Genomic DNA, 11,892 nt, shown 5'->3' with positions numbered 1-11,892 from the left:
TCTGAAATTACTGACGCATGCTGACGGCAAGGCGGTTAAAGGCGTTCATCAGGCTGATGGCGAAGGTCAAATCGCTGATCTGACGGGCGCTGAAATGCTCCAGCAGCGGCAGGTAAACGTCATCTTCTGCATGGGTGCTGGCAATATGCGTCACCGATTCCGCCCAGGCCAGCGCCGCCTGTTCCGCGGCGCTGAAATGCCCGCTTACCCGCCAGCCGGCCAGCGCATCCAGTTTAGTCTGCGCCACGCCGGATTTACGCAGCGCTTTACTGTGCATTTCCAGACAGAAAGCGCAGCCATTAATCTGTGATACCCGCAGGTAAACCAGTTCCAGCAGGGCGCCGTCCAGCTCACTTTTTTCCAGCGCAATCTTGGCCTGCACCAGCGCGTTATAGACTTCCGGACTCAGTTCGTTATAGGGCTGACGGAGTGTGCTCATGATGTTTTCCTCAATGATGAACCGCGGGGAATGGGTTCTAAGACCGCAGCAAAATAGCACTATAATGGACTGCAAAAGATAGCCATATTTTAATGAAAAAAGCAGACCATAATGGAAATCAAAAAAGTCCCCCACTATCAGCGCATTGCCAGACAGCTCAAGTCTGCGATTGAACACGGCGAACTCGCGCCCGGTAGCCGCCTGCCCGCCAGCCGGGTTTATGCCCAGGAGCTGGGCGTCTCCCGCGCAACCGTGGAGAATGCCTGGGGTGAGCTGGTGGCCCAGGGCTGGCTGGAGCGACGAGGGCAGGCGGGCACCTTTGTCAGCGAGCGTCTGAGTCCGCTGCGGGGGGAACCGGCGCGTCGCCCGACGGACATTGCGCCGACGGCGCCGCAGCCGTTTCAGCTGGGGCTGCCGGCGCTGGATCTTTTTCCCCGCGGCCTGTGGGCGCGGGTGATGGGGCGGCGACTACGAACGCAAACGCGTTTTGACCTGGCGCCAGGCGATCCGTGCGGCGAGATGATCCTGCGTCAGGCCATTGTCGATTATCTGCGTCTTTCCCGCAGTATTGAATGCCTGCCCGAACAGGTGCTGGTGACCGGCAACTATGCTGCTTCCATGCGGCTGCTGCTCCGCACTCTGGCGCAGCCAGGTCAGCATATGTGGATGGAGGATCCTGGTTTCCCGCTGATTCGACCGGTGATAACCGGGGAAGGAGGGGTTATCGATCCGGTTCCCGTCGATGAAGAGGGGATGGATGTGGCGTGGGCGCAACGCCATTACCCCGATGCGCATTTCGCGCTTCTGACTCCCGCGCACCAGAGTCCGCTGGGCGTTGCGCTGTCGCTGTCCCGACGCAGGCAGCTGCTGGCATGGGCTGCCCGACACGACGCCTGGATTATTGAAGATGATTACGATAGCGAATTTCGCTATCGCGGGAAGCCGCTGCCGCCGCTGAAAAGTCTTGATGCCCCGCAGCGGGTGATTTACGCCGGCAGCTTCAGTAAATCGCTGTTTCCGGCATTACGCGCCGCCTGGCTGGTGGTACCGCTCCCGCAGGTCGCTGCCTTTCGCCAGCAGGCCGAATTGATGAGCTGTAGCGTACCGACGCTGTGGCAGCAGACGCTGGCTGACTTTATCCACGAAGGCCATTTCTGGCGTCATCTGAAGAAAATGCGTACCTGCTATGCGCAGCGCCGGCAGTGGCTGGAGTCCGCGCTGTTGGCGCAGGGGTTTAGCGTCGTCCCTCAGCTGGGGGGTATTCAGCTGGTTATTACGGTGAACGGTGACGATCGGGCGCTGGCTGTGAAAGCCCGACAGGCCGGACTGTCGGTACAGGCGCTGAGCGACTGGCGTATGCAAAGCCGCGGCGAAGGGGGACTGCTGGTGAGCTTTACCAATCTGACATCGATGGCGATGGCAACGGAGGCGGTGCGTCTACTCAAAGTAGCGCTGTTTTCGGCTGATAGATACAGCCGCTGACTGAGGATTCAGGTCATCCCTAAAGTAGCGATTCACGTCAATATGCGCTAAGACAACAAAAAGCCCCTGGGCCAGAGGCACACAGGGGCAGACGCGTATTTGTTATCTTCATTTATCGTTTATATTATCGACGTAAATTCAATAATACGCCAATAAATAGTCCAACTGCGGCAGCGGCCCCGACGCTCTGCCACGGTTTATCCCGCACATAGCTATCGGCACAGCCTGCGGCATCGCGAGCGGCCTGCTGCACACGGTTGTTCCCGTTCAGACGGGCACGCGTCTCTTTCAGCAGCGCCTGGGCTTTTTTCCGTGCGGCATCAGCCTCATCTTTCGCATCGCTGCCCCATGATTTCAGCACTTCTTCCAGCGTATCCGCTAATTGGCTGACATCGTTATGAATATCTTCAGCGCTTTCATCGACATTGTTGCGGTTCAGACGGTTAGCCATCGATTTCTCCCTTAATTCCATTGAGTCATTAAGTGTAGAACAAGATTTTGAATTATGCTTTTGCAGTGCCATTTCTGGAATTTTCCGAAAGCACTATCAAAGATGAATAAGGTAAGGTAAATGTGCGGTAAAAGATAAAGAGGAATGAGTATGTATTTAAGACCCGATGAGGTGGCGCGTGTTCTTGAAAAAGCCGGCTTCACCATGGATGTTGTGACGCAAAAAGCGTACGGCTATCGCCGTGGCGATAATTATGTTTATGTGAACCGCGAAGCGCGCATGGGGCGGACCGCTTTAATTATTCATCCGGCGCTAAAAGAGCGCAGTAATTCGCTGGCGGAACCCGCCTCGGATATCAAAACCTGCGATCATTATGAACAGTTTCCGCTGTATTTGGCCGGAGATGCGCAGCAGCATTATGGTATTCCACACGGCTTCAGTTCGCGCATGGCGCTTGAGCGTTTTTTACAGGGATTATATGGCGAAGCGCAGCCGAGCCTGTCGCATAACTAACCGTATGATGATTTGTGCCGGGATGTGAAGCGGGGAAACAGACGAGCAGGCGACTGACAGCGGTCAGTCGCAGGTTGTGTTGAAACTCAGGCTTTAGCCTGCTGGTAAGCGCTGACGCGGAACAGTCGGCGGCAGTAATCGAGGAAGTAGCCGTAAACCGCCCCCATCATCATTGATACCGCAATATTTGAACTCACCGCCGCGGCAATTTGATGCCAGTCGGCACCGACGGAAAATAAAATAGCAACATACACCGGCGACTGAAATGTCACATAAGCCACAACATCGGCAATACTCTTCATCCAGGCGGAAGGGCTGAGGTGACGTGCCAGGCGCATGGCGCGGTCGCGGTAAAATCCGTACGGCACGGCAATAATAATGTTCACCGGAATCGCCACCAGGCGTGAAGATAACGACTGCTCAAAGGTCATTCCGGAGAGAAAAATTTCGATCAACATGTTCACAACGGTGCAGTAAACCACCATCGCAAAGGTGTCTGCTACCGCATGACGCAAGCGGGACTGCGCAGAGAACATCGGTGTGCTCCTCGAAAATGAAGTCTGATACGCCACAAAATGCGCTCTTCTACAGCGTTTTGGGTTGCCTGTTTTGATGTGCGTAGATTATCTCTCTGCATCGAAAGAGACAACTAGCTGTAAATTTTTATTTAATGGCTTTTTGTCGATAAAATACTCTGCGAAAGGTAGTTTTGTCTTCTCTGCGCTACTTTTGTCCTGATGCTTTATTTTTTGTTTATTTATTAATGTCTTATGTTTTTTTTGCGGGCGGGCGTGAGGATCGCACCAGGCCACGATTGTGCCGACTACCGCCTGAAGTCAGGTTTCAGTGTGATTTCCGTCACTTTTAGAATAATTTATGCCACAAAGGCGCTTTAAATAGCATTAGATTCTGTTTTCTGTCGTTGGTGCGTATTCGTTTTTCATGCATGTTCATTCACTTGCGGGTCGTTGTGACATCCTCTATCCATCGGACATATCCCGCTAACCTGCTGACCATGCAGGTAATATACGGACTGATGATATTTTTGTGGCTTTTTTACCCTATTCAAATTATCGCTGAATTAATTCCGGGTATTGACTGGATAGCCGCTGTGGTTATTTTAAATAAAAATTTAAGATTGTGGTCTGAATATATTTATCAAACATCATTAAAGGTGGTAATAAATGGCTTCATATATTAAAGTACCCGGTGCTATTGTCTTATATGCAATTTAGGAACGTTTAATAATTTATGTCTTTAATGTTACAGAAGTTGAATAATATCCGTTCACTGCGGGCAATGTCGCGTGAATTCTCCATTGACGTACTTGAAGAAATGCTGGAAAAACTCAGGGTCGTCACTGAAGAAAAACGGTCAGAGCAGCAGTCTGCCCTGCAACAGCAGGCAGAATACCAGGAAAAAATTAATACCTGGCTGGAACTGATGATTGCCGACGGCATAACGCCTGATGAGCTGGTCACGCAGAATGCAGGCCCGTCGAAGGAGGCGAAAAAACGCCAGCCGCGTCCGGCAAAATATCGGTTTACCGATTTTTCCGGAGCCCAAAAAACCTGGACCGGCCAGGGGCGTATGCCGAAGCCGATCGCCCGTGCGATTGCGGCCGGTGCGACGCTGGAAAGTTTTCTGATTTAAGCGTTAGCGAAAATGATATTCGGCAGGAGTTAAGGCTGCTGTCGGATAGCGAAAAAATAACGGTGGGGAATCCCACCGTGTGTATTAGCAAACGCCAAAATCACCTTCTTCTTTATAAGGTGTGACGTCTGCGGGCTTCAGCGTATATTTCTCACCCTGTTCATTACTGGCCTGCACGGCGACAATATGATCTTCACCGACGGCCACAATCTTGAGTTTGGGTCCGCCCATACGAGGCTGAACCAGATCACCTACTGAATACATCGTTTATCTCCTCTGGCATGGATAAATGCCGCTGTTCGCCTTCACTTTAGCGTAGCTGGATATCCGCATACAACAGGCCTGATGCCGCAGGCGTCAGCGTCGGTTCCAGGGCATGACGGCCAACAGGCGCGCCATTCCGCAAAAACCGGTGATACCGGCGAAGGTTAAGCCGGCGCCGACAAAAGCGCTGAGCAGGAAAAATCCGCTACTGACGCTATAGCCCAGCGCCACGCCCAACAGAATGAGTACGCCCGCGGCGATTTGCACCTGGCGCATTAACGGCAGCGGCTGGGTTTTATCCTCTTTGACGGGCAATCCCGCTGCTTTCCAGGCCTGAATGCCGCCAGCCAGCAGTTTCACCTGGGCCGGAGCCGCCGCAGCCAGCAGACGAATGGCATTATTTTGTGTACGCGATCCCGCCTGACAATGAAAAATGACCGTTTCGTCCGCGGCGGTGTGCAGCGTTGCGCCGTTATTCAGGGCCGCCAGCGGCACCAGCTCGGCATCGGGGATGTGCTCGCGGGCGTATTCATCGGCATCGCGAATATCGATTAATCTGGCCCCTTGCGCGATTTGCGCCCGGGCCTCTTCAGGAGAAAGAGTGACGATAGTCATGACGGCTCCTTATGGGCAATAAATGGTCTTCAGCGTGGTAATGATTTGCTGAACCGCAGGGTGGGTGATGAAGTAGTGGATACGTTGCGCCTCGCGCTCACTGCCGATCAGGCCTTCATCGCGCATGCGCGCCAGATGCTGAGAGGTGGCCGAAGGGCTCATGCCGGTGACCCGTGCCAGTTCGCCGGCGCTGGCGCGCGGCGTCTCGCACAGCATGCACAGAATCATCAGCCGGTTCGGATTGCTCATGGCTTTCAACAGGGCGGCGGCTTCTCCGGCGCTGGACTGCAGCTGTTCTGGTGTATTCATTTATTTTAGTCTTTTCTAAATTTAGATAAGTCTAAAATAAAAAACGCCGCGGCGCCAGCGCAGAAAATGCCGTCGCGGTCAGGCCGCTTGTGTCAGCCGGATAAGCTGTTCTCTGGCCTGGGCAATGCCGGCATCGCGGCCGTGAGGCTGGATACCCAGACCTTCGGCATAGATAAATGCCACTTCGCTAATGCCCATCAGACCCAGTACCGAACGGAGATAGGGGGTGACGGCATCGCTATCCTGCCCGCAATGTACGCCGCCGCGGAAGCTGATCACCACCGCGCGTACACCCTCGACCAACCCCTGAGGCCAGCTCTCGGTGTAGCGGAAGGTTTCGCGGGCCCTGGCGACCAGATCAAACTACAGGCGCATCCGGCACCCGCGACTCTCCCTGAACTGGCCGGACACCAGACCATCGGCTACCTGCTCGCCGGATTGCCGCAGGCGATCCGCCAGACCGGAGGCCAGCAATAAAACGAGTCACCACTTCGCCGCGGGGTTAAGCGTAACTTAAGAGAGAGTTGCGATAATGACAGTAATATGACTGGCATGGACCCTTGCAATGAACGTACTCGAAACGGTTAACCAAAGCGCTTTTCTGGCGCTGAATGCTCAGCCGGGGACGTCGGATACCCTTCTGGCGTTGGCCCGCTTCTGCGCAAGCGGAATGATCTTTATCGTTCCGGCTATTCTGCTCGGTCTGTGGTTTTTAGGCGGTCGCCAGGGGCACCGGCAGGCGCTGTTTTGCACGCTGAGTATTCTGATGGCGCTTGCGTTGGGCTATCTGTGCGGCTCGCTGTGGTTCCACCCCCGGCCGTTTATGATGCCGCTGGGCCATACCTGGATCAGTCATCCGGCGGATAACGGCTTCCCGAGCGATCACGGTCTGGTGATGTTCAGTGCGGCGTTTGCGTTGCTTTCTCTGCGTCTACGCAGCCTGGGGCTGTTTGTCCTGCTCGCATCGCTGCCGGTGGCGTGGTCACGCATTTTCCTCGGGGTCCATTTCCCGCTGGATATGGTGGGCGCAGCGGCGGTAGCGGTGGTTGCCGTCTGGGTGAGTAAAGGGGTCTGGCAGGCCTTTGGGCCGGCAATGGTGCGGATTTGCGAAGCCATCAGCCAGCGCATGTTTTCCTGGCTGCCGGCCCGTTTTACGCCGTAGCTCACGTTTAGTTTCTTGTCCGCGCGGCGCGTCGGTAGAGCGTGCTGCGCGCGACGCCCAGAGCCTGCGCCGCTTTACTGACATTACCGTTATACGTCGATAGCGTGTCGGCAATCAGCTGCGCATCGTGCTGCTGCAACCCGCGCGACGGGGCCGGAGCCGGGGCCGACTGGTACTCTGCCGGTAAATCCTCCACTTCCAGTTGTTCTCCTTCGTCGGCCAGCGCCAACAGCACCTTCATCAGGCTTTGTAGCTGGCGCACGTTGCCTGGCCAGGGAAGGGTGGAGAGGTGTGTCAGGAGCGCAGGCGAGAGCTGGACGTGTCGCGCTTCGGCACCGAGGGCTTGCCATAGCTGCTGAAGAAACGTCGGCAGTTGGGGCCACTCCCGCAGCGGTGGAATAGTGAGGGCGAATTCGCGCAGGCGATAGAGCAGGTCCTCGCGAAACGTCCCGTCGGCAACATGTTGCATCAGGTTACGGTGGGTGGCGCAAATAAGCGCAAAGCTGACCGGGGCGCTCTGGCTGGCGCCGAGCGGCGTAACCTCTTTTTCCTGTAGCACCCGCAGCAGCCGGGTTTGAAGCAGCATCGGCATATCGCCAATCTCATCGAGGAATAGCACGCCGCCGTCCGCCTCGCGAATTTTACCGATATAGCCATTCTTACTGGCGCCGGTAAAGGCGCCAGGCTGATAGCCAAACAGCTCCGATTCAATCAGCGATTCGGGTATCGCCGCGCAGTTGATCGCCACGAATTTACCGTCACGCCAGCGGCTGTGCTGATGAAGCGTGCGGCTGACAAACTCTTTGCCACATCCTGTTTCGCCCTCAATACACAGGGCAATGCCGGCATTCAGCAGACGCACCATTTTATCTCCTTCACGCTGACTGGCGAAAGGCAGCTCAATGGCCGGCAGCGTCGGCGCCGGGGCCGGCGCTGGTACCGCAACGTGGGTGCGGGTCGGCGCGCGCAAACGGTAGTAATAGGTTTGTCGCTGCAGAGTTAGCGGCAGCGGAACATTTACCGCCGTTTGCGTCAACTGAGGAAACAGCTGCTGAAAGGTGATATGGCCGAGGTGTCCGGGATCCAGACCCAGATCGCGCATCGCCAGGCGGTTTCCGGCGGTCAGCACGTTATCGGAAAAGACCAGCAGCAGCTCTTCAACGCTGTCGAGTTTGTGGGGTTGAGGGTGCAGGCTCATCAGCCACTGCTGCGGATGGAGACTCTGTTTTACCCACAGATATTCAATCTGCTTCGCGGCCTCTTTTACCCACGCCAGCGTGTGGGGGTGGGGAAAGTGGGCCGGGCCGGAAATATCCAGCACCCCGGCAATTTTTCCATCCGGACTCTGAACCGGCATCGCGGCGCAATAGAGATCCTGATTGCGGGTGAGGAAGTGCTGGCGGCCGTCGATTTCGCAGCTGTCGTCAATGGCCAGCGCGGTACCGATGGCGTTGGTACCGCGCCCGCTCTCGCTCCACAGATTTCCCGGAGCCAGCGCGAAGCTTTGCGCTTTCTGCATCGCGTGCAGGTTGCCGAAGGTTTGCAGCACCAGACCGCTGGCGTCAGAGAGGATCACCACCGACTGGAGATCGCTCACTTTACGCGACAGGGTGTTCACCACCGGCTGGGTCAACTGCTGTAACCGGGCATGGCTGGCCAGCGCATCCGCCAGTTCGCCGGAACCCAGGCGCGGGAAATCATCCGTCGCGGGATCCAGGCCGTACTGCTGGCTACGAAACCAGGAATCGCTGAGCAACGGGCTGGTTTTTACCTCGGGATCGAGGGTAAACGAATTGCCTTGCACGGAGCACCTCGTGGTCGGATGGCTGATGTTGCAATATTGTAGCTTTATGGTTTCTCATGTGTTGCGATTTGCGACACATAAGCAAAATTACGTTCCCATGCGATACAGGATTATGCATTAATATATTGAATTATTTGTATATTTATTCCTTCAATAAATCTGGCATAACCTCTGCATAAGCTTCTGTGCAGCAGGCAACAGCAAAAAACCAATACCCCGCTGCGCCTCAACCCTACAGAAGGAGATTGCAATGCGTTATGCACATCCTGGCACCCCGGGCGCCTTAGTTTCATTCAAGTCCGCCTACGGTAACTATATTGACGGTCAATTTGTCGAACCACTTGGCGGCGAATACTTTATGAATACCTCCCCCGTGGACGGGAGTGACATTGCACAATTTCCCCGCTCCGATGCCAAAGATATCGACTTTGCTCTTGATGCCGCGCACCGTGCCGCGGAAGCGTGGGGGAAAACATCGGTACAGCATCGTTCCAACCTGCTGCTCCAGGTCGCCGACCGGATTCAGGAGAACCTGGAATATCTGGCGATTGCTGAAAGCTGGGACAATGGTAAACCGGTGCGCGAAACGCTGAATGCCGATCTGCCGTTGGCGGTCGATCACTTCCGCTATTTTGCCGGCTGTCTGCGCGCCCAGGAGGGAAGCACGGCGGAAATTGATGAAACCACCGTGGCCTATCACTTCCATGAACCGCTGGGCGTGGTCGGGCAAATTATTCCGTGGAACTTTCCGCTGTTGATGGCGGCGTGGAAGCTGGCGCCGGCGCTGGCGGCGGGGAACTGCGTGGTGCTCAAGCCGGCAGAGCAGACGCCGCTGAGTATCACGCTGCTGCTGGAAATTATTGGCGACCTCTTCCCGGCAGGCGTCCTCAACGTGGTGCAGGGCTTCGGTAAAGAGGCCGGTGAAGCGCTGGCAACCAGCAAACGTATTGCCAAAATCGCCTTTACCGGCTCAACGCCCGTCGGACGGCATATTCTGGCCTGTGCGGCGGAGAATATTATTCCCGCAACCGTTGAGCTGGGCGGCAAGTCGCCAAATATCTATTTTGCCGATGTGATGGACGGAGAAGAAGAGTTTATCGAGAAGGCGGTAGAGGGGCTGGTGCTGGGCTTCTTCAACCAGGGCGAAGTGTGTACCTGTCCATCGCGTGCTCTGATCCATGAATCGATCTACGAGCCGTTTATGGCGCGGGTGATGGCGAAAGTGGCCCAGATTCGGCGCGGCGATCCCTTTGACACCGACACCATGATCGGGGCGCAGGCGTCACGCCAGCAGTTCGATAAGATCCTGTCGTATATTAAGATTGCCCGCGAAGAGGGGGGGCAGATCCTGACCGGCGGAGAGCGCGCCAGTATCGCGGCTGAACTGGATAATGGTTACTACATTCAGCCAACCCTGATTAAGGGGCGCAATGATATGCGCAGCTTCCAGGAAGAGATTTTTGGCCCGGTCATCGGCGTCACCACCTTTAAAGATGAGGCAGAAGCACTGGAAATAGCCAACCAGACTCAGTTTGGGCTCGGCGCCGGCGTCTGGACTCGCGACAGCAATCTGGCGTACCGAATGGGGCGTGGGATTAAAGCCGGTCGCGTCTGGACCAACTGTTATCACGTCTACCCGGCCCATGCCGCGTTTGGCGGCTATAAACAGTCGGGCGTTGGCCGCGAAACCCATAAAATGGCCCTTGATGCCTATCAACAGACGAAAAACCTGCTGGTAAGTTACGGAACTGCGCCGCTCGGCCTGTTTTAACCGGGCGTCTCATTATCTGACTTTATCGGTCTGACAAAAACCGCGACCTTATGCTGAGGTTGCGGTTTTTTTATCGCTGATTGACGATTGGTTGATTTTTGAACTTTACTTTTTTAATAAAAAAAAAGAGGAAACCTCAGGCACCCGGACAGTTGTTATTTCGACGAACATGAAATTTATTCAATAATAACTTTCATTTGAAAATCATTTTGCCGGAAAAATGATATCCTTCATTGGTTAGTGTTATTATTATTTCGGGGGTGACAAAAAGAAAATAAAACTTATTAGGAAAATTCTTAGTTTTTTGCTGGGCCCGTGGACGCCAGCGCAGCGGATAATCCGGCATAAAATGATGTTTTTTTGTTAATTTTGTCAAATGGAATATTGTTTTGTTGAAGATTGTTATTGGCGGGTTGCTTTTCTTTGTTTTTATAATTAATAACTTTCTTAATATTTGTGCGATCCACTCGATATGTAAAGTAAAACATTATTTCATTAACAAAATAAATCATTGCGTTTGATTTATTCTAAGAATAGTATTTGTTTTAATATTAAATGCCGCGAATAAATTCCCGCCTGATGAAGCGTTGCCGATGCGCGTAAGCAATCAGACGGAATTTCCTGCTATGCGTTTAATATCCTGCGGATGGAACGCCAATATCATTAACAAGGAGGAGCGTCAGCAGATTGCTTCAGGCTCATTATGACCCTGTGATTAATCTGTCATAAATATATGTTTGAGATGAGATAAATAATGAAAACCCAACTTCGTATTATGGCAACTGTAGTCGGTATTCTGGTATCCGGCGTTGTCGTAGCAATGCCTTCACAACCTGCCCATTCTACATTAACCGTCAATCCGGGCGCCAGCGCCGGTACGCAAAGCACCGGTGGCCAGATCGAATTCTCCGGTTCGATTACCGATACTTCCTGTAATATCGATAGCACCAGCGCCAACCAGATTGTCGATCTGGGGAAATGGGCGAGCAGCTACTTTACGGGCGCCGGTTCTGAAACCACCAAAACCGCTTTCCATATTAAAGTGAAAGATTGCCCTGCCACCGTGACTAAAGTGTCGGTATTGTTTGATGGCACCCGCGATAGCAATAACAGTAATCTGCTGGCGGTAAATGGCGGGGCGCAGGGGGTGGCGATTAAACTGTATGAAGATGATAAAGCAACGCCAATTAACCTCGGCACAGAGTCAAAGGATCAGGCGGTGATCGCCGGGACCAGCGGCAGCAACAGTGGGACGGCGGATCTGGAGTTCTTTGCTGATTATATCTCTACCAGTGCGGTATCCGCCGGTTCGGCAAACGGCACGGCAAACTTCAATATGGTTTACAACTAAGAAATAAATGAGCAGGAGCACCTGCTCATTATTATTGAGAACTCATTCTCCTTTAGTTGTATTTCAGACCTTAGCTGA

13 protein-coding genes and 1 pseudogene are annotated in these 11,892 nt (G+C 54.0%); 6 read left to right on the top strand and 8 right to left on the bottom strand.

The features are described 5' to 3' along the window. Window positions 1–7: 7 nt before the first annotated feature. Window positions 8–439, bottom strand: coding sequence for a carboxymuconolactone decarboxylase family protein (locus tag BV390_RS20825; RefSeq protein WP_032691027.1), 432 nt, complete (start codon window positions 437–439; stop codon window positions 8–10). 111 nt (window positions 440–550) lie between these two features. Here BV390_RS20825 and pdxR point away from each other — a divergent pair, with 111 nt between their 5' ends. Further along, complete coding sequence (gene pdxR, locus BV390_RS20820; protein WP_085397300.1) at window positions 551–1,921, top strand: MocR-like pyridoxine biosynthesis transcription factor PdxR; 1,371 nt, start codon at window positions 551–553, stop codon at window positions 1,919–1,921. A 124-nt stretch (window positions 1,922–2,045) separates the two neighbouring features. Here pdxR and BV390_RS20815 read toward each other — a convergent pair whose 3' ends face one another. Then, window positions 2,046–2,372, bottom strand: coding sequence for a DUF883 family protein (locus tag BV390_RS20815; RefSeq protein ID WP_004866763.1), 327 nt, complete (start codon window positions 2,370–2,372; stop codon window positions 2,046–2,048). A 150-nt stretch (window positions 2,373–2,522) separates the two neighbouring features. Here BV390_RS20815 and BV390_RS20810 point away from each other — a divergent pair, with 150 nt between their 5' ends. Then, a complete protein-coding gene (locus tag BV390_RS20810) occupies window positions 2,523–2,885 on the top strand; it encodes a DUF2002 family protein (protein WP_032691029.1) in 363 nt (120 codons plus the stop codon). An 86-nt stretch (window positions 2,886–2,971) separates the two neighbouring features. On the opposite strand, the gene alaE is transcribed toward BV390_RS20810, so the two are convergent. After that, window positions 2,972–3,421: an L-alanine exporter AlaE gene (alaE, locus tag BV390_RS20805; RefSeq protein ID WP_032691030.1), complete on the bottom strand. Its 450-nt coding sequence runs from the start codon at window positions 3,419–3,421 to the stop codon at window positions 2,972–2,974. A 715-nt stretch (window positions 3,422–4,136) separates the two neighbouring features. On the opposite strand from alaE, the gene stpA reads away from it, so the two are divergent. Next, complete coding sequence (stpA, locus tag BV390_RS20795) at window positions 4,137–4,538, top strand: DNA-binding protein StpA (protein WP_032696790.1); 402 nt, start codon at window positions 4,137–4,139, stop codon at window positions 4,536–4,538. Window positions 4,539–4,622: 84 nt separating this feature from the next. Here stpA and BV390_RS20790 read toward each other — a convergent pair whose 3' ends face one another. The 4 genes and pseudogenes from BV390_RS20790 to BV390_RS20775 all read right to left on the bottom strand — a co-directional run. Next, window positions 4,623–4,802 carry a hypothetical protein gene (locus tag BV390_RS20790; RefSeq protein ID WP_015585895.1) on the bottom strand — a complete coding sequence of 60 codons (180 nt, stop codon included), beginning with the start codon at window positions 4,800–4,802 and terminating at the stop codon, window positions 4,623–4,625. Window positions 4,803–4,895: 93 nt separating this feature from the next. Continuing rightward, window positions 4,896–5,417 carry a rhodanese family protein gene (locus BV390_RS20785; RefSeq protein WP_032691035.1) on the bottom strand — a complete coding sequence of 174 codons (522 nt, stop codon included), beginning with the start codon at window positions 5,415–5,417 and terminating at the stop codon, window positions 4,896–4,898. A gap of 9 nt (window positions 5,418–5,426) precedes the next feature. Then, window positions 5,427–5,726 (bottom strand): ArsR/SmtB family transcription factor, encoded by a 300-nt coding sequence (locus BV390_RS20780; protein ID WP_046853534.1) that lies wholly within the window; start codon window positions 5,724–5,726, stop codon window positions 5,427–5,429. 78 nt (window positions 5,727–5,804) lie between these two features. Then, window positions 5,805–6,089: pseudogene (locus tag BV390_RS20775) on the bottom strand (NAD(P)H-dependent oxidoreductase); the annotation flags it as partial. A gap of 202 nt (window positions 6,090–6,291) precedes the next feature. On the opposite strand from BV390_RS20775, the gene BV390_RS20770 reads away from it, so the two are divergent. Continuing rightward, a complete protein-coding gene (locus tag BV390_RS20770) occupies window positions 6,292–6,888 on the top strand; it encodes an undecaprenyl-diphosphatase (protein ID WP_032698969.1) in 597 nt (198 codons plus the stop codon). 7 nt (window positions 6,889–6,895) lie between these two features. Here BV390_RS20770 and BV390_RS20765 read toward each other — a convergent pair whose 3' ends face one another. Beyond that, window positions 6,896–8,692, bottom strand: coding sequence for a sigma-54-dependent Fis family transcriptional regulator (locus tag BV390_RS20765; RefSeq protein WP_085397299.1), 1,797 nt, complete (start codon window positions 8,690–8,692; stop codon window positions 6,896–6,898). Between the two features lie 250 nt (window positions 8,693–8,942). Between BV390_RS20765 and exaC the strand changes: the two genes are divergently transcribed. Further along, window positions 8,943–10,463 carry an acetaldehyde dehydrogenase ExaC gene (gene exaC / locus BV390_RS20760; RefSeq protein WP_032691040.1) on the top strand — a complete coding sequence of 507 codons (1,521 nt, stop codon included), beginning with the start codon at window positions 8,943–8,945 and terminating at the stop codon, window positions 10,461–10,463. 754 nt (window positions 10,464–11,217) lie between these two features. After that, the gene (locus BV390_RS20750) at window positions 11,218–11,814 is read left to right on the top strand and encodes a fimbrial protein (protein WP_032691042.1); all 597 of its coding nucleotides are present in this window, start codon (window positions 11,218–11,220) and stop codon (window positions 11,812–11,814) included. Window positions 11,815–11,892: the final 78 nt, after the last annotated feature.

It is taken from the genome of Klebsiella sp. YJ, from assembly GCF_002108615.1.
GTDB classification, from domain to species: Bacteria; Pseudomonadota; Gammaproteobacteria; order Enterobacterales; family Enterobacteriaceae; genus Klebsiella; species Klebsiella planticola.
Note: the sequence above shows the minus strand (reverse complement) of the source record. Positions and strands in the feature narration are given on the sequence as shown.